The following is an 18,850-nucleotide window of genomic DNA, read 5'->3' as shown; positions in this document are numbered from 1 at the left end:
AATAAGATTATGGCTGCAAGTAAGATTGAAAACGCACCTTGGGTTAGACTTGGGGATTATATTATTGAATGTGATGAACGAAACAGTAACTCAATATATGGTATTGATGATGTACGCGGAATAAGCATTGAAAAAAAATTGATTTTTACAAAAGCAGATATGAATGGAGTTTCTTTAAGTCCATATAAAATTATGAAACCCAATGATTTCTGCTACGTAACCGTTACTTCTAGAAATGGCAATAAGATTTCACTTGCTATGAATGATACGAAATCAACCTTTATTCTTTCATCATCTTATATTGTTTTTCGTTCAAAAGATGAAAACATTCTTTTACCAGAATATCTATATCTTCTTTTAAGCCGAACTGAATTTGACCGCTATTCAAGATTTAATTCATGGGGAAGCGCACGAGAAACTTTTGATTGGTCAGAAATGTGTCGTGTAAAAATCCCGCTTCCATCAATCGAAACACAAAGAGAACTCGTTGCAGTTTACAATGGCTTAAAAGAACTTGCCGAAGAAAACGAAAAACTTCTGGAGCCACTTTCAAAAAGCTGTGAAGCATTCATTGTTGATTGCAAGAAGAAGTATGCGAAAAAGCGTTTGGGTGATTTGATTGCAATAGACGAAAAAATCAATTCCGAAAATCGAAATTTAGAATTTTTAGGTATTAACCGTGATAAAAGTTTTATGCCTTCTGTGGCAACCACAGAAGGACTTGATAAATCAAAATACAAAGTTATTTCAAAAGGAAAATTTGTATTTTCAGGTATGCAGACTGGTCGTGATGTATGTATTCGTTTCGGGCTCTATAATGAAACGGTAGATGGGTTGGTATCACCGGCCTATACAACATATTCTGTAGTAGATAAAAACATACTGCCTGAATATTTAATGATGAATTTCAAACGTTCTGAAATGGATCGCCTAGGTTGGTTTCTAAGTGATTCAAGCGTGCGTTCAAATCTTGATTTTGATAGATTTCACGATATTCAGATTCCTATACCGCTAATCCAAATCCAGCAAAAAATCGTAGACCTCTACAACTGCTACGAAGAATGCAAACGCATAGCAAATGAAGCAAGAGAAAAAATAAGCAACCTCTGCCCGGCTTTGGTACAGAAAGCGGCGCATAGCAGGTAGAGAAGGAGAAAAGAAAATGGAAATAACAGAAATAAGTATCAAAAATATAAAAGGCTTTGGCGAGCCAATCCAAAATATAAAACTGGATAACAGTATAAAATCTGGAAAGGTAAATTTGCTTTTAGCTCCAAATGGATGGGGAAAAAGTTCATTAACCGCTGCATTTGAATCTCTAAAAAGAGAAAAACTTGATGTGCCTAAAGAAAATAAATATAAACAAGATGAAACTTTAGACAGTGAACTTGTTTTAACAATTGATAATAATAAATATACTGCAAATAAGATAAAAAATGATTTGAAAGATATATTAATTGCTCATGTTATACACTGTGACACATATCCTGTAGCAATAACAAAAAATATGGGAAAATTTTCTACAACTAAAGGGTATATTGGTGTAAAGTCAATAGAAATTACAAAGATTCCTACCTATAAGAAACTTGAGTATAAAGTTTCTGCAGAAAAAAACTCTTTTGGACAAAATAATAAACTCCTTAAAAATCTAGAATCCAATTTTTCTAATTTTACTTTTATGAACTTGTTTAGTGATGAAATCTTTGAAAGTTGTAAAAAACTATCTGGAAAGAAAGTTCAAGCAATTTTTTCACAAATTATTGATTATATTCATCTTAAAAAAGGTACAGAAGAACAGATAAGAAATACTATTGATAATGATATTTTTTCGGAAATAAATAGAAATGAAAATTATGTTGTATTAAAAAATGTATTTTGTTCTGGTTTGTCAGAACTTGATGCTTTCACAAATATATATCAAATTATTTCTTTTGTTTCTAAAAACCCAAAAAGAAATATAACAAGTTTTCAAAAGTATTATGAATATCAAATATTCAAAGAAAAATTAAATGCAAATATAAAAAGCGTAGATACAACTTGGAAAAATATTGAGTGTACAGAACATGATGGTAGTTTATGGGTGGAATTCCCAAATGCAGATTTAATTTCTAATGGTCAGCGCGATATATTAACTTTTACAGTTCATTTACTAGAATATAAAGCAAAACTTCAATTCGGGAAAAAATATCTTCTTATTATTGACGAAGTATTTGATTATTTAGATGACGCTAATGTTCTTGCAGTACAATACTATTTGACTAATTTATTAAATTATGCATTCGAAAAAAATATTGAAATTACACTTTGTTTATTAACTCATCTGGATCCAAAATATTTTAGAGCTTACGCTTTTAATCAAAAAATATTGAATGTTTGTTATTTAAAAGACGTTCAAGCAAAATCTAGCGAATTTATGAAAACTTTTATTGCTTTTAGACAATCCATAGGTCCAAAAAAGAAAGACGCAAATATAGATTTATATAACAAATTATCTAAATATTGTTTCCACTATCATTTGGATTTACCTAATTTTAAAGCAGATATAATCCCTTATCATCGATCTAATCTAAAAGAGAATTGGTGTGAAGGGGATAGTTTATTTATATATTTAACAGGAGAATTAAATAAATATTTGGCAGATTCTCATGAATACGACCCTTATGCCGTGAGTCTAGCGATTCGTATTGGAACAGAAAAAAAAGTATATGAACAACTTTCTAATGATGAAGACAAGAACTTATTCATGAATGTTCATTGTAAAGGTACAAAAGATAAAATAGAATTTGCCGAGGAGAAAAATCTCATAATACCAGATGCTTATTATATACTGTGTTTGATTCATGGTGAAAGCGATCACATAGAATATGATGAAAATCACAAAAAATTTAATGAAAAGCCAGTAATTTATAAATTGAATAATCCAGTTGTAAAGCATATGGTAGCTAAACTTTTTGACTTTGAGGAAGGAACGGAAGTTCCATTGAGCAAAATTCATTAATTGGAGATACAACTATGTCAAAGTTAAAACAATTCGACGGCAGATTCTGTGAATATGATTTTGAAAATGTCTTTATTCAGTATCTTGAAGATGCTGGTTGGACCTATCAAGCTGGAGATGACATCGCTCGTTCAAAGCTGGATGAAACTCTTATCCTTGAAGATTTGAAATCATTTTTGAAAGACTCTAATCCTGATTTGCCAGAAGAAGACATTACTCAAATCTGCGACACAATGCGTCTTCTTGGCGGTCAGACTGAATTTGAAACTTTGCACAAAGCTTATAATCATTTTATTGATGGACTCCAATTTACTGGCAGTGATGGAAAGCCAAGAACAATAAACTTTATTAATTTTGCTGATGCGGACAAAAATATTTTTAAGGTTGTAAATCAGTTCACTGTAGAATACATAAATAACAACGAAAAGAAAAATCGCCGTCCTGATGTTCTCCTTTATGTTAATGGATTCCCTCTTTGTATTATTGAATTAAAAAATCCAGCAGATGACAAGGCAACAATTCACGATGCTTTTGAGCAGATTACAGTCCGTTACTGGAGAGATATTCCGCATCTTCTTCATTACTGTCCTTTGGCATGTATCAGTGACGGAGTTAAAACAAGGCTTGGCACTGTAAAAACTCCTTATGAGCATTTTTATACATGGCGGCGAATTAACGATGACCAGCCAATTGCAGATTCTTCTTTAGATGAATTTGAATGTCTTGTATATGGCGTTTATGCACCTGCTCGATTCCTTGAAATATTTAGAGATTATGTCTACTTTCAAGATAAAATCTTTGATCCTAACGAAGTAGAAATTGTCTGCCGTTATCCTCAGTTTTTTGCAACACGACTTTTAAGGGAAAGCATAAAAAAATCGGTAATTACTCACAGTGGAAAAGGCGGAACTTATTTTGGCGCCACTGGCTGTGGAAAGACTTATACAATGGCATTTTTGGCTCGTCAGCTCAGCCTTCGTTGTACAAAAGAACTTGGTTCTCCGACCGTCCTAATGATTGTAGACCGCGAAGACCTCCAGAAGCAGGGAATAAAATTATTTGGAAAATCAAAAGAATTCTTGAGTCTCGGAGAAGTAAAAGTTGTAAAGACCAGAAAAGAACTTAGGAATGAATTAAAGATTCGTGAGTCCGGTGGATTTTATATTACGACAATTCAAAAATTCTGTGACAGAAAAGATGACCCGATTGGATTGATAAACGAAAGAAACAATATCATCTGTTTTAGTGATGAAGCCCATAGAACTCAGCTGGAAAACGCAAAACAGATAAAGTTCACCAAAGATGCAGACCAGAATATGAAAGCTCTTGTCTCAAAACCGTATGCAAAGGTTCTTAGAGAGGCTCTTCCAAACGCGACTTTTGTCGGTTTTACAGGAACTCCAATCGATGAGACATATCAGACTTTTGGAGAAGAAATTGATCGCTACACAATGGATCAGGCAGTGGCAGACGGGCTAACAGTTCCAATCAAATACCATCCACGCATTGCAAAAGTTTTGGCAGATCCAAAAACTGTCGCTCAGATTGAAGCTTATTACAAAAAGTGTGCGGATGAGGGAGCAACAGCAGAAGATATAAAAGCAAGCAAAGAAGCCATGAGTTCTATGGAAATAATTCTTGGCGAGCCGGGAAGACTTTCAAAACTTGCAATTGATATTCATGATGATTTTACCAGTCGTTGCGAAAAAGATCCTGAACGTGTTCAAAAAGCCATGATTGTCTGCGCAAACAGAAAAATTGCTTATGACCTTTTGTGTCAGTTCAAAGAAAAATATCCCGAATGGTTTGAGGAAAAGAAGCATCCTGATGGAATGAAAGTGGATGCCGAAAAACTTTCTGAACTTAAGGATATGCCATATATTGCAATGGTCGCCAGTGTCGGTTCAAATGACAAAGAAGAAATGTACAACTATCTTGGCGGCGTAAAAAACGATGAACGAAGTGACAAACTTGATGTTGCATTTAAACAGCCGGAATCAAACCTTCGTCTTGTTATTGTAGTCGATATGTGGATTACAGGTTTTAGCGTTGATACTTTGACTTACATGTATAACGACAAGCCCCTTCAAAAGCACGGACTTATTCAGACAATCAGCCGAGTAAACAGAAAATATCCGGGAAAAGATTACGGTCTTATTATTGACTACATCGGTATTCGAGAAAATATGCTTGAAGCAATGAAAATCTATGGTGGAGGGCAAGGTGGAAAAGGTCCTTCTACTGATGACATTGAACAGGCAACTGAAATCTTCCGCGAAAATCTTGAAATCATAAAAGCTCTTTTCAAAGAATTCGATTTGAATCCTTTTATTGATGTAAACACAACTGACATTCAAAGATACAAACTTTTGAATTTAGCCGCAGAGTATGTTTATAAATCTACAGAAGAATTGAACCTTGAAAACAAGGGAACAAAAGCAGCAAAGAAAGTTTCTTTCAAAACATATTTCTTGAAAATAGTAAAAAGACTTAGAGCCTCTTACGATATTTGCCAGCCTTCAGGAGAGCTTTCAGAAGAAGAGTCTGCATTAGCTCAGAGCTTTATGGCCATTGCTGGCTTTGTTCGCAAGATGAGCGGAACGACCGATTTGGATACAGATTCAATGAACAAGTATGTGGCAAAAATGGTTGAAGAGGCTCTTAAATACAGCAATGTGGAAAACATCCTTCAGGAAGGAGACCAGGTAGATATTCTTGGACCAGAATTCCTGGAACGACTGGCTGATGTTAAAATGCCTGCAACCCGGCTTGAAGTCTTGATGAAGCTTCTTCGCAAGAAAATTACTGAATATGGAAAAGTAAATAAAGCTTCTGCAAAAAAATATAAAGATATGCTGGATGAAACAATTGCTCAGTATCACGACAGGAGAAAAGCTCTTTCCGCACAGGAAGCAGGAGATACTCAGGATGTTACAGCAGACCAGATTATTGCAAGCGCAACAATTCAGGCAGAAACAATTCTTAAAGATTTGAATGAAGATAAAGAACGCTTTAGAAAACTTGGACTTACATTTGAAGAAATGGCTTTCTACGACATTCTGATAAAAATGCGTGATGAAAAAGATTTCGAATATGGCGAAGATGTTTTTGATGCAGATGTCGGCATTATGGTAAACAAGAAAATCCAAAAACTTGCAAAGAAAATAAAAGAGCTGATTGATTTGAAATCCAGTTTCACCGATTGGCTGAACAATACAAATGTCCGCAACCAGCTAAAATCAGATATAAAATTCTGTTTGTTTGATAATGGATATCCTCCAATTTATTCTCAGGATGTATTTAATCAGGTAATGGAACAGGTAGAGAATTATAAAACTTATGAGGAAGAGTAGGTGGATAAAAAAACAAAATCCCTTCGAAATAGACTTTGACTCATATATCCTTCAGAGTGAACCAGAACAAAAAAGAAAACGGAAAACTTTGTCAGAAAGCTATCTGCTTGCAGCATATCGACGGGCTTACTCCTTTAAAATATCTTTACGATACTGCCAAGCGGAATATTGATGGTGACATTACTATTGAAGAAGACAAGCAGTTTATTGATTCCTATTACGAAACTTGACAGGGTAGAACATATGTTGAAGATGATGCAGAAGCACGTACTAAGGATATTGCATTGTACATTGGTAAAGGATTCACGCACAAAAGACTATCTTTCAGAACTTGTAAATGGGGTTTAATGTGCATAAAATATAAATTACTGTAATTCCTAAAGTAGATTAAAAGGGTATGTAGCAGAAATATGAGAAGCTTAAATTAGCAATGATAAGTTTTAATGATGAATTTAGGCCTGTGATTCTTTTGATTGAAGTTATGGATTAATATTCTTTATAGGAGAACTGTAATGAAAGTATTAACAGAAGAAAGAATTAGAAATTCTATTCAGAAATTCTATAGTTCAATTCAGAATGATGAAAATGCGCGGTATAAGTCATGGGAACACTGTTACAAAATATTTGAAGATAAACAGGGCAAGAACGATTCAGATACGATAGATCTACTTTCACTTAATCTTGCTTTCTATTTAGCAAGTTGGGGTATGTATAGAGGTTCTTCATTTTTATTACAAAAAGATTATAAAGTTCATAAAGATGCTGTAATAGAAATGCAGAAACCTAAATATAATATACTAAGAGCAGCAACTCCTGAGATTTTGATTACTGACGAAGCATTGCTTAAAATATGTGAATTACAATATCAGTTGGGTAATGTATATACTAAGGTAAAAAAAACAGTAGTAAAGTCTAAAACTGCAATTACAGATACACTTATAACCAAGATACTAATGGGCGTCTTTGGATGTATTCCAGCTTATGATCGCTATGTGAAGTATTCTTTAAAAGAATATGGAATAGGAACTCCTTTTTTTACAAATCCTGTTGTAAGCTTAAAAGAATTATATAACTTTTATATTGAAAATAAAAATGTTTTGGATGAAGAAAGAGAAAAAATAAATACACATGGGATTATATATCCGCACATGAAAGTAATTGATATTCTTTTATGGCAAATTGGCTTTGATAATGATATCAAAGGAAAATTAAAGAAAGCAGACGAAGTATAAAGGGTAAGTAACTTTAAATCGTAATTGACATGCAGAATGATGTTATAGCAAGTTTAACAGCTTTTTTTTGCAATGAAGTCCTGTCTGATTAATGAGCCATGGAATGAATTTTCCGCTTGCTTTAAGGGCTTCTGCAGCAGCATGTTCAGGTCTACTGCAGCAGGAAACTTTTATCATTAAGTCCACGTTTACTTTGTGCAGAAATACGCGCGTTTTATTATGCCGCCTTTTGGAGTTGCATTGGTAACTGCATCAAGCTGAGCGTCTTTGTCATTGCGTTTTTGTGTTAGAAATATTTTTTGTTTTTATGATTTTAAATCCCGAAGATTTAAGAATTTCTTTTACAGCACGAACAGCTCCGGTTGATTGCCTGCAAAGATAGTTGAAAGGGAAGGGGGTTGTACAGCTTGTAACAATCACAGCTTTTTTGCCTTTGTGCAGCGGAAGAGGAATTCCTCTTTTACTTTCTTTCATTAAAACATATACGAGGCGGTCAAAAAGAGCTTTTAATTGTCCGTTTATATTTCCCCAGTACACTGGGGTACCAGTAAGAAGTATATCACAGGCTTTTATTTCTTTGGCAAGTTTGTGTGCATCATCAGCCGGTAAAATACAGTTCATTTTTGAACGGCAAGTCATGCAGCCTTTGCAAAAATCAAAATTCAAATCAGAAATATTTTTCCAGATAATCTGACTGCTTTTATATTTGTTTTGGATTTTTTCTACTTCAGCTTTTAAAGCTTTAACTACGTTTCCATTTTTTCTAGGGCTTCCATTTAATACAAGGATATTCATTATTCATCTCCTCCAAAAATTGAAGTAATCCATAATTTTATAAAACGGTCTGTGTAAGTATTTCCTTTTTCCCAATAATCCGGCTCACTTTTTTTCAATAACACAGATTCAATACAGCCCCAAAGTCCGGATACAAGGATGCTTACATCAAGGCGTGGATTTGTGGATTTAGCTATTCTCTGTCTGACTGCTTCTTTTAGAAGTTTTTCTCCGGTCCTGTTACAGACATAATATTCTTCAATAACTTCCGGGCTTGCATCATCAGCAGATTTTATTCCCTGCATTACAAGAAGAGCCCGCCGCGGGGTTTCAAAACACCAGTCGCGATAGGCTTCAATTGCACTTTGAATCTGTTTTTTTATTGTTTTTTCTTTCTGAGTTGCTTCTGTAAGTCTGATATTTAATTTATAAAGACAGTCAAGTGATATTTCTTGAAAGAGACGGTCCTTGTCTTTGTAATAATGATAGATATTTGTGGCCGTAATTCCGCAGGCAGCTGCAATTTCCCGCATTCCAATCTGCTCAGGATTCTTTTGCATAAGAAGTTCAAGACTCTTTTCTTTAATTATTTTTTTTATTTCAGTATTTGGTTTTCGCATTATTGTTTCTCTTAATATAACAATGTAAATGTAACACTGTTAAATTAAGAAGTCAACACTTTTTTTGCATAATGCATAGTGATGGTTAATATTGATATGTATTACAATTCACGAAAAATTATTGAGTTTCATAAAAAACCTGCTTCATTAATTGCTACACCATAGGGGTTATAATAATAGAGTTTGGAGGTGATTTTATGTATTTTATTATTTTTCTCATTTTTATTGTTTATTATTGTCCCATAGTTTTAATTCTTGCAGGGATTTTAGTTCTGTTTTTTGTTTGCTATAAACTTTTTAATAATAATCATTCTTCAACAGGACGCTGCGTAAAAAAACATCCTGCTAAAAATAATAATCCCTCCTGCTATGTCCCAGGGAAAATAATTGTGGATGACTTTGACGAGTTTGATGATTTTGATGATTTTTATGAGTTCTGTAATTCCACTGTCTGTGAGAATGCAAGAAGAGACTTGAAGTCTGCCGGAGAGAGTCATATTTCCGAAACTCCTGAATCTTCAGACTCAGGCAGTTTTCTTTATGGCGGTCTTCCTTATGGCGATGGAGAAATCTTTTTTGAAAGTGATGAAGCTGCAGACGCCTTTCTGTAATAGTCTGGACTTTTACAATATAGCGGAAAAAATCGAATTTTTATAAAAAAAACTGACCCTGCTTCATTTCGTGCTACACCCCCTGGTTTATAATTAAACCAGAATTAAAGAGAAGGAAGTAGTTATGGGTTTTATTGATTTTATGGTTTTTGTTGTTGTTGAAGTTGTAATTATCTGTCTTGGCACGGGGATTCTATCCGGTGCATCGGAGAAAGACAGTAAAAAATATCGCAAGCAGTGAATATCATTTGGTCAAAATCAGTGGGAATTGCGGATTTGAAAAAGCCGGGCTCAGATGTATAGGCTTCGGTAGGTTCCCGCTTCTTTTGAACTGCCACAGTGAGGTCTGTTTGCGGTTGTACTGTGTTTGAATTAATTACAGTACCTTGCCGCAAACAGAATATTTTTAAAGCGATAATTACGGTTTTATATTACCGTATTTTTATGTAGCCTGATGCTTTTCCGTATTCAGGATCTTCCCATATTCCAAAATGATTTTCATCATTAATTGAATTGCCGGTTACTATTATACCTTTTCCTGCCCAAAGGTTCAGGCTACCCTTATAAAAGGTATTATTAATTTCGAGGATGACAGTCGTTTCGTTTTTGAGTGTAACTGTGCAGGGAATCAGGTTGTATTCATTATCGGTTGCAATAAAGTCTTCGTAATAACTGAATTTCAGCTGCTCTCCCAGTGTACCGGCTGTAACTTCATATTTTCCGTCGCCTTTCTGAGTTACTGTCAGTAGTGAAGCCTGTGCTGTTTTAATTGTCGCATAATCATAGCTTCCGACTGCGAAAGTGGTTTTTGTTATAATATACTCAGGCTCATTTGCAAAATATGTTGAAGTGAATGGTGTTTCGTATTCAGTATAGGAATCAGTGTAATTCTGGCAGGCGCTGTGCCCGTACTGAACTGAAGCATAAGTATCATCTTTGAGGCCTGAAACTTTTGAAGGAACATGTTTTATAAGACGATGTCTGGTTCCAGGTTCAGATGTAATTTTTGTTGTTTCATAGTATTTGTTTGTATCATCGTATTCAAAAGAAAGAGGGGAGTCTACCCAAATTACGGAACCCGGAGCTTTTGTCTGTAATGAATACAGTTGGTTGAGTGTAGAAGCAAGGTCAGTTTTATACTTTGCTGAGGCGCTTCCTGAAGTATAATCTGCCCACTCTGCGGAATCACTTCTAAAATATATTTTTCCGTTTGCATCAGTGTTGACTGTTACTGAAAGTGCATTTTTGTAAGGAAGTTCAGGAGAAAAGTCTTCCCCGAATAAGAAGGAAACGGAGATTGTAGAAGAGCCTGAGCTGGTTTCTGATATTGCAATATAGCGTACAAGACTGTCAGATTCTTCACCGCAGTTTTCGTTGAGGTTGGCATTTACGATAGTTTTTCCGCTGATGTCTTTAAGTGCTGTTCCATCAATGAAGAGAGCAATCGTATTTTTTTCAACGTTTTCTGTGTTTACCTTGAAATCAACTGTTGTGGTGACGTTTCTGTCCGAAGAAGAACCGCTTTCAGTGGTGCTTGTAATGTCGAGAATTGTGTATGAAAGTGCAGTTTTTCTTTCCGGTGCGCATATGGAAGCTGTCGTGTTTGCTGCAACTTCCTGGAATTTTACTGCCTCTGGAATTGTCTGTTCATCGAGGCGGGCATAACTTTTTATTGTGAGCGTAAGTTCAGTATCATCTGAAGCCTGTGTAATAGATGTAATATGTAAAGGATCTGAACCTGAATAAAATTCGTCTGAACCGTTAAGAGAGAATGTTGCATAATTTGCAGTTTCGTGTCCGGATACTGTTGTTCCCTGCGATGAAGCTGCCTCTGCTTCTGCTCCTGTAAATCCTGAAGAAGAAGCAGATAAATCTCCGCCTGTATATACGTCACTGCAGCTTGCAAAAATAAGCGAGGTGATTCCAAGTGCTAAAATATATTTTTTCATAAGCGTTTTCTCCTTTCAGTTTATATTTTTACTGCGAACATAATGTTCATTGCCCATGTCGGATTTGTAGTTCCGGCTGAAGTTCCATAAATCATGTATGAATCAAGCTGTGCCTTTTCGCCGAGGAACCATGTAAATCCGAATCTTGCAGTTGCATCCGGAGTTGCAGCGCTGAATGAGTTTGTCTGTTTTTCTTCTTCTGCATCGTCTTTACCTGCACCGTCCCCGTTTTTTGCCGTATAACTTCTGCCTGTTACAGTAGTTTCGCCTGCTGTATTTGTGAAGGTCGTTACTGAAGTTTCCGGGATATTGCTGTTGGTCTTTACGGTCTTTTTCCATTCCAGTGAACCGCTTGAAGCTGAAACGCCTATATTAATGTTGAATTTGCCTGGAATTACCCTGTAGACAAGTCCGAGGTCAAATTCTGGAGAAACTGTTGTTGTGAAGATTTCTGTTTCTGAAGCAGCTCCTGAAGTAGTTGTTTTCTTAGTTACTGTGGTATCGCCGTTTGTAAGATCTTTTGTACGTGTAGTTGTGATAGTTGTGTATTTATCTGCCCCGGTAAAAGTGTTTGAAAGAGATATTCCTGCCTGTGCGCGGGTCTTTAAGGTTATGTTTTCTCCCAGGTCAAAATCAAAGTCAAGTCTTGGTGTAAGGGTATTTTTCCAGTTTGAATAGTCGCCCTGATCCATCTTGAATGAAGTTGTCTGTCTTGTATTCAGGAGGGCAGTGTTTGCCGTATTTTTTGAATAGGTGTAAGTATTTTCGTTTGAGCGGAAGGACATCTGAAAACCTTCAGTTAAGGTGAACTGAGGAGTTACACAATCCCAGATTTTTTTGAAACTGAAACCTGTTTCAACTTCAAGGTAAGGGGTGTAAGTATTGTAATCATATGTTCCTTTGTACGACGGCTGTTCACTTGAGTCAATTGTGCTTGAGTTCAGAGTGGTTTTTGTGTTCCATGCAAGGTCAATGAAGCGGGAACTCTTTGTGAACTGAAATGTATTAAGCTTAAAATAAAGTTTCCGTTCGCCCATAAGGTACTTTGTCTGAATACCGTTGAAATTTATTCCGAAAGTGTTTTCGGATTTCTTATTTTCAAGGGTTGAATATTCAGTCAGACTAGTAGTTCCGTCTTCATGATTTTCGGAAGAATCTTTTGTTGTAGTTGTTCCGCTTTTATCCTGAATCATGCCTGTAGGGTCTGTTGCAGCATATCCCTGAAGGTTTGAAGAATCTATATTCCAGTAAAAGGTTCCTCCGATTTTGTTGTTCAGGTAAGTACTGAAGGCAAGATTATTTTTTACCCTTGAGTTTCCGCTTACCTGTGCAGAAGCTGAACTGTCAGTGTAGTCTGTATTTACACCGTCTAAAGAAATGCTGTCTTTTTTTGATGTTTCTTCTGTTTGTGTTCCTGCATTCATGTACCAGCCGTCATAAAGCGATATCCACAATTTCGGGCTGAATCTTTTTCCATATCCTGCGCGAATTGTTCCGTCACTCATGCCGTAGCTTCCGAAGAAAAGTGTGTCTTTTCCCTCAACTCCGGTATCGAATGAATCAACAAGACCGTCTTCAATAAGACCGCCTGTAACTGTTTTTGTGTTGGAAGAAGGAGCTTCAGAAAACGCTCCTCCGGCCATAAGTACTCCTGCAACTGCAAGGAGCAGAACTTTTGTTTTTTTCATACAATCTCCATATTTTTATTGTTTTTATATTCAGGAGGGGAAAGCCTTCCCCTCGCTCCAGCCCGCTCCGCGGTCTTTTGCTACCCCTTCTAGCGGGCTCAAGCGCCGCCCGCAACGCCTGCTATGATTCTTTTTTTAAGAAAAAGTTACGGCTGTTTCCAGTACAAATATTTCTGCCAGTCTTTATCGCTTCTAAAGCATTTTGCAAAATTATCCCAGTCCTGCTTGTAAGATTCTCCACTAAGGACTTTAGATTTACTTCCACCTGTATAATCAGAGTTGGTTGTATAATACCAGTTTTGCTTAGCTGCATAAAAATATACTTTTCCAAGTTTTGAACAGCCTGTAAAACATTCCTTACCGATTCTTGTGACATTTTCTCCAATTGTTACGTTATACAACGATGTACAGTCCTTAAATGCACAATCGCCAATACTTGTAACGGTTTCAGTAATACTTATAAGGTGAGTAGAATCATATCCCAATGAAGAACATCCATAAAATGCATAGCTGCCAATAGACGTAGCATCATCAAATTGAACTTTTTCTAAGGTTGTACAATTCATAAAGGTACCATACCTTATCATTCCGGTTCCTGTATATTTTACCTTTACAAGATCAGATGGAATGTAATAAGTTTTATAGGATCCATTATCAATATATCTCTGGCTTGCTGCCGTTCCGCCTGTATAAGAATCTGTTCCAAAGACATAACCAAACAAAAGGTCATAAGAACTTGAAACTCCCGGGGATTTCTTTCCTCCTATGAATGGGCTTGTATAGGATTCAAGTTTTGTACAGGCAGAGAAGGCTCCTTCACCAATAACCGTAACAGTCGAAGGAATTGTTAAATTAACAACCTCATTTCCCGTAAATGCATATTCGCCTATTGTCGTAACATAACCGTTATTCAGGAATGTCTGTAAAGGAAATTTTGAATAAGCGTTTGCAAAAGCTTTTTTTCCAACATAAGTTACCTTATTTGTTGTAATGTTGAATGTGTATGTATTTCCCATATTCTGGAATGCATAATCAGGAATCTTATTATCTTTAAAACTGTTTATAGTTATTGTAGAAAGGTTAGAATCTATGTAATAAGTTTTTGTGTTCTGAACTATAGATCTATACCATGTTGCATCACTGCCGGTTGGAGCTTTTGTTGTAAAATAATATCCAAAGTTATAATCAAGATACGGCAATGTAATAGAAGTTAATCTCTGACAGTGTCCAAAAGCAGCATTTCCCATGTAAGTTACAGAGTCTGGAATAATCAGTTTAGAAACATTAGTTCCATAAAACGCTCCGATTCCAATACTTGTAACTCCACTACCTAAATTTACTGCGGTTACATTGTTACATTCAGAGAAAGCGCCATTTCTGATCTTTCCCCTGCTGACAGAAACTGTATTTACATTTGGGATATAGTACGTATTTGAATCACTGGAATTTTCTATATCCCCATACTGTATAGTTTTTGATCCGCCTGTATATGACTGAGTTCCAAATAATGAACCAAAGAAAATCGGCATACTTTCACTCGTACCCAGGAACGGAAGAGAAATTTCCGTGAGTCCTTTGCAGCCTGTGAAAATCGCAGAGCCCATGCTTGTAACGCTGTCTGGTACTGATACTTTGGTCAGCTTGATACAGTTTTCAAAAGCATAGCCACCAAGATCAGTTAATTTTGAACTTGAATCAAAGCTTATTGTTGTCAGCTCGGAACAGTCACTGAATGCGGAACTTCCTATGCTGGTTACCGAAGCTGGAATCGTTATTTTCATAAAGTTAGCACTACATCCTCTAAAAGCCGAAGCACCTATTGTCTTCAATGCAGATGGAAGTGTAAGAGGAAATGAGTTGCCGCTATACAGCTTAGTACAGCCTTCAAAAGCCGAACCGCCGATTGCCGTCAACGAAGAAGGAAGCGTAATTTTATACAGTGCTGTACAATTCTTGAATGCACTGGTACCTATAGTTGTCATGCCTGAAGGAAAGTCAACACCGGTAAGCTTTGAACAGCCGCTGAAAGTATATTCATTTAAAGCTGTTACAGTGTAAGGAATAGTAACGGTCTGAAGCTTTGAACAGTTAAAGAATGCATAGCTTCCTAAACTTGTTAAGGTATTAGAAGAATCAAACTCCAGCGTTGAAGCTGATGAACATCCGTCAAATGCATGACTTCCAATACTTTTAGTGCCATTTGGAATTGTAATTGAAGAAAGCTTACAGTTCGAGAAGGCATAGCTTCCGATGCTTGTAATTCCACTCGGCAAAGAAACGCCCGTCATGCTTGAACAGCCGCTGAAAGTGTAATCATTTATCGCTGTAACACCTGAAGGAACTGAAGCATACGTAATATAAGAACAGCCACAGAATGCATAACTTCCAATAGTTTTTACGCCAGATGGAATTGAAATGCTGCCTGAAAGTGATGAACAATTGTAGAAGGCATAATTACCAATGCTTGTTGCTGAAGCAGGAAGATTTGCTGAAGTAAGATAACTGCAATTATAGAACGCATAAGCTCCGATTGATGTAATATTTGATGGCATGCTTACCGAAGTAAGGTTACTTCTATAGTAGAATGCGTAATTTCCGATTGAAGTAAGATTTGCGTTCTGGTTGAGCGTAAGTGCAACTTTGACTGAAGAATATGAAGCAAGGTGCTGTCCTACAGGGCTTATTGAAGATGCCGTAGATCCGGTTACGTCCGAAGTTTTTGCATCTGTGATTATGATTTTTGCAGATGTAAGGCTGTGTGCCTTTATCTTTCCAAGCAGTGTGCTGAGTTCTGCAACACTAGTAATGTAACCTGAATCGCATTGTGCCCAGAAAGTTATGTCGTCATTTACAATCAAACTTGTTTCTGCAGTATATGTGTCTCCTGTTCCATCACTTTCGGAGTTCCAGTTTCTGAAGGTGTAACCAGTTCCATAATAGAAATATGTGCATGAAGGCAGGATTATCTGAGTTCCCATGTCTACGTGTGTTTCTGAAGGCATGTCGTCACAGCCGGTGATTGAAGAAGCAAATTTTACCTTGCACTGAAGCTTGTCGAATTCTGCGTATGCCGTTACATCTCCTGTCGGCATTGTAAAGGTGTAGTAAATTCCGTTTTCGCCAGTTTCTTCCGTTATTTCGATTTCTTCTCCATCTGAATTTTTTACGCTCAGAGATTCTGCCCGATATGCGTAAGTTTCGTCAGGTACAATGGTAATTACAGCCTCTTCACCTGGAAGGTAATAATCACGGTCTGTGCTTAAAGATCCGTTTATAATGTTTTCGTCATACAGGACTTTCCAGCCTTTTAGTGCAAAATCAATTGAAATTGAGATTTCACCATCAGGCATTGCAAATTGCCAGATTTTACCGGCTTCAATTTCAGTGAGGGGAACGTTTTCTTCTCCGCAGGTAATTGTGATAGAACCAGCTTTGTAATCTTCATCAGGAGTGAGGGTGAGGGTAATGAAACTTCCGGCCATTGCAGAGGTCATGTTTGAGCTTACACTGCCGTGTTCGACTGAAGGAATTGTTATTGAGTAGAAGATTCCGCTTCCTTCTTTCCACTGAGCGTAGAGGGTTGTAGTTTCGTTAAGAATAATTGTCTGACCGTTTGCATATGAAGTACCGCTTCCGTCCAGGGTTGTATTCCAGCCAGAGCAGTAAAAGCCTTCAAGGGAGAATGTGCTTGCAGGAAGCTGAATTGAACTACCTGCAGGAAGACTTATTTCTTCCATTTCGCCTTCTGCATTATCATTTCCTTTATTGAAAGAAATAGTGCAGGTCATTCCCCACTGTGCGTAAAGTGTAATGTTGTCTTCCGGAATAAAAGTTGCCTTGTCATCATAGCGATCCCCGGAGCCATCCTTTGCAGTATTCCAGCAGGCAAAACCGTAGTCTGGGCGCGTAAAAATATTTTCCAGGAGGGTGACTTCTTCCCCTTCAAGGAGTGTCTGGATTTGAATTTCTCCGTCACCACTATTTGGATCATAGAAAATAGTTATAACTTTTTTCCATGAAGCAAACAGTTCCATATCTGAGAGTACAGGGGTTTCAAAATCAAATTCTGTACCGAATGAAGTATCTGAATACCATCCCATAAAGCGGTATCCGTCTTTTTCTGGAGAAGCCGGTTTTTGTACCCGGTATCCTTCTGCAACAATCTGATCTCCAATTTGATTTCCGCCGTTTGTATTGAAAGTTATTGTGCATGGAGTTTTCCATATTGCGTAAAGAGTTGTGTCATCTGCAAAGGTTGCTGCACTTTCAGGTGTATAGGAAGTACCTGTGCCGTTTGATTCTGTATTCCATTCAGCAAGAACTTTGCCAGGATTTGTAAAAGAAGATTCCGGAAGTTTTATTGAAATATCCTCAGGAACTGTCAGTGTGCAGGTAGTTTCGCTTTCGTTATTTGCATTGAAAGTCAGGGTATGGGGAATTGCCCACTGGGCGTAAAGAGTTATATCTTTGGTTACTATAAGTGAAGTTCCATCTGAATACCCTGTTCCATGTCCGTTTGAATCTGTATTCCAGGCAACGAACATTTTTCCTTCATCATGAGTAAGGAGAGGGACGGAATTGTCGTCTGCTACTACAGGAAGATTAATGATTGTGCCGGCTTTAACGGTAATAGTTTTGAGCTGTGAGGATTCCCCGGTTCCGCCGTTTACATCAAAGTTTACCGTATACGAAATGTTTGATTTATCCGGCTCTTCTGAAGTATATTCGCTACTGCAAGAAAGAAAAGAAAAGGTTCCTAAAAAAAGAACTGCCAAAAAAAGGAAGGTTTTATACCCCCCCTCGTACATTTTTATAGTATTTTTATTAAGAAAACTAGGTATGCGCATAAAAATAATTATAACACGTTGTTATAACAATACAAGAAAGTTTTAATAAATATGTAAAGTTTATTTAAATAATATACTTCCCGGAAATCATCAGTTTATGATGATTCCCGAAAAGTATATTATTAAATTCTAGACGGTCCAGGTTTCTTCTTTTGTCTGAAGACTAAGCATTTTTGTAAAAACAGATTTCTTGTTTTTTTGTAAGTCTTTTGGACTTCCTTCTTCGCATACTTTTCCGTTTTTTAATACAACGATTTTATCTGCAGCTGCTACTGTTCTCAGACGGTGTGCTATTACCAGTACAGTTTTCCCTTTGAGCAGTCTGGAGAGGGCAGCCTGGACTTCCGTTTCGTTTTCTCCTATGCTTCTTTAAATGCTTTAAATGAATAAACCGTTTGCTGGAAAGCCAGATACAGATGAATGGAACCATTCCGAAGATCTGTGCTGCCGCAGACAGAAAGAGGCCTGTAAAGGTAAGTATTTTGTATTTCCCTGCAAAATTTATAAGCTGTGCCAGGGGTGATTTTTTCTTTCTGCTGGTTGATTCTGATGAACCGGCAGATTCTTTTGTACTTTCTAAATTAACGGAAGAAGACATTTATTACTCCTTAGTTAGCGTTAACTAACTTATAGAGTTAATTTACATAACAGTGTTATGAATGTCAAGAGAATTATAGATAAGCATGAAGGGTTAGGGCAGAATTATCAGGATTATTAAAGGAGCTTATACTCGTAGTCTCAGGCGTATCAGTAGTAATTTTTGAAAAAGCATTTTATT

Annotated in this window: 12 protein-coding genes; 7 read left to right on the top strand and 5 right to left on the bottom strand. The window is 36.6% G+C overall.

The genetic code is table 11. The annotated features are described in order from the left end of the window. Positions 1–9 precede the first annotated feature (9 nt). The 5 genes from HNP77_RS11265 to HNP77_RS11245 all read left to right on the top strand — a co-directional run bounded on the left by HNP77_RS11265 (position 10) and on the right by HNP77_RS11245 (position 7,583). Positions 10–1,146 (top strand): restriction endonuclease subunit S, encoded by a 1,137-nt coding sequence (locus HNP77_RS11265; RefSeq protein WP_184653424.1) that lies wholly within the window; start codon positions 10–12, stop codon positions 1,144–1,146. Between the two features lie 16 nt (positions 1,147–1,162). Further along, complete coding sequence (locus HNP77_RS11260) at positions 1,163–2,998, top strand: hypothetical protein (protein WP_184653422.1); 1,836 nt, start codon at positions 1,163–1,165, stop codon at positions 2,996–2,998. Between the two features lie 14 nt (positions 2,999–3,012). Next, on the top strand, positions 3,013–6,351 hold the full coding sequence (locus HNP77_RS11255; protein ID WP_184653420.1) for a type I restriction endonuclease subunit R: 3,339 nt from the start codon (positions 3,013–3,015) through the stop codon (positions 6,349–6,351). Positions 6,352–6,407: 56 nt separating this feature from the next. Beyond that, positions 6,408–6,581 carry a hypothetical protein gene (locus tag HNP77_RS11250; RefSeq protein ID WP_184653418.1) on the top strand — a complete coding sequence of 58 codons (174 nt, stop codon included), beginning with the start codon at positions 6,408–6,410 and terminating at the stop codon, positions 6,579–6,581. 282 nt (positions 6,582–6,863) lie between these two features. Beyond that, positions 6,864–7,583, top strand: coding sequence for a hypothetical protein (locus tag HNP77_RS11245; protein ID WP_184653416.1), 720 nt, complete (start codon positions 6,864–6,866; stop codon positions 7,581–7,583). A gap of 270 nt (positions 7,584–7,853) precedes the next feature. On the opposite strand, the gene HNP77_RS11240 is transcribed toward HNP77_RS11245, so the two are convergent. Together HNP77_RS11240 and HNP77_RS11235 are read right to left on the bottom strand one after the other, a co-directional pair. Next, positions 7,854–8,378 (bottom strand): flavodoxin family protein, encoded by a 525-nt coding sequence (locus tag HNP77_RS11240; RefSeq protein ID WP_184653414.1) that lies wholly within the window; start codon positions 8,376–8,378, stop codon positions 7,854–7,856. Next, on the bottom strand, positions 8,378–8,977 hold the full coding sequence (locus tag HNP77_RS11235) for a TetR/AcrR family transcriptional regulator (protein ID WP_184653412.1): 600 nt from the start codon (positions 8,975–8,977) through the stop codon (positions 8,378–8,380). The genes HNP77_RS11240 and HNP77_RS11235 overlap by 1 nt, the downstream gene beginning before the upstream one ends. A 197-nt stretch (positions 8,978–9,174) precedes the next feature. Here HNP77_RS11235 and HNP77_RS11230 point away from each other — a divergent pair, with 197 nt between their 5' ends. Further along, positions 9,175–9,588 carry a hypothetical protein gene (locus HNP77_RS11230; RefSeq protein ID WP_184653410.1) on the top strand — a complete coding sequence of 138 codons (414 nt, stop codon included), beginning with the start codon at positions 9,175–9,177 and terminating at the stop codon, positions 9,586–9,588. Between the two features lie 431 nt (positions 9,589–10,019). Here HNP77_RS11230 and HNP77_RS11225 read toward each other — a convergent pair whose 3' ends face one another. From HNP77_RS11225 to HNP77_RS11215, 3 genes are all read right to left on the bottom strand, one after another. Next, entirely contained in the window at positions 10,020–11,537 is a 1,518-nt protein-coding gene (locus tag HNP77_RS11225; RefSeq protein WP_184653408.1) for a hypothetical protein, read from the bottom strand. A 20-nt stretch (positions 11,538–11,557) separates the two neighbouring features. Beyond that, positions 11,558–13,225 (bottom strand): TDE2508 family outer membrane beta-barrel protein, encoded by a 1,668-nt coding sequence (locus HNP77_RS11220; protein ID WP_184653406.1) that lies wholly within the window; start codon positions 13,223–13,225, stop codon positions 11,558–11,560. A gap of 146 nt (positions 13,226–13,371) precedes the next feature. Next, a complete protein-coding gene (locus tag HNP77_RS11215) occupies positions 13,372–18,000 on the bottom strand; it encodes a leucine-rich repeat protein (RefSeq protein WP_184653404.1) in 4,629 nt (1,542 codons plus the stop codon). Between the two features lie 488 nt (positions 18,001–18,488). Between HNP77_RS11215 and HNP77_RS11210 the strand changes: the two genes are divergently transcribed. Beyond that, positions 18,489–18,698 carry a hypothetical protein gene (locus tag HNP77_RS11210; RefSeq protein ID WP_184653402.1) on the top strand — a complete coding sequence of 70 codons (210 nt, stop codon included), beginning with the start codon at positions 18,489–18,491 and terminating at the stop codon, positions 18,696–18,698. Positions 18,699–18,850: the final 152 nt, after the last annotated feature.

Source organism: Treponema rectale (assembly GCF_014202035.1).
In the GTDB taxonomy this organism is placed as follows: domain Bacteria; phylum Spirochaetota; class Spirochaetia; order Treponematales; family Treponemataceae; genus Treponema_D; species Treponema_D rectale.
The sequence above is the reverse complement of the archived record's forward strand: the minus strand, read 5'-3'. Positions and strand labels throughout refer to the sequence as shown.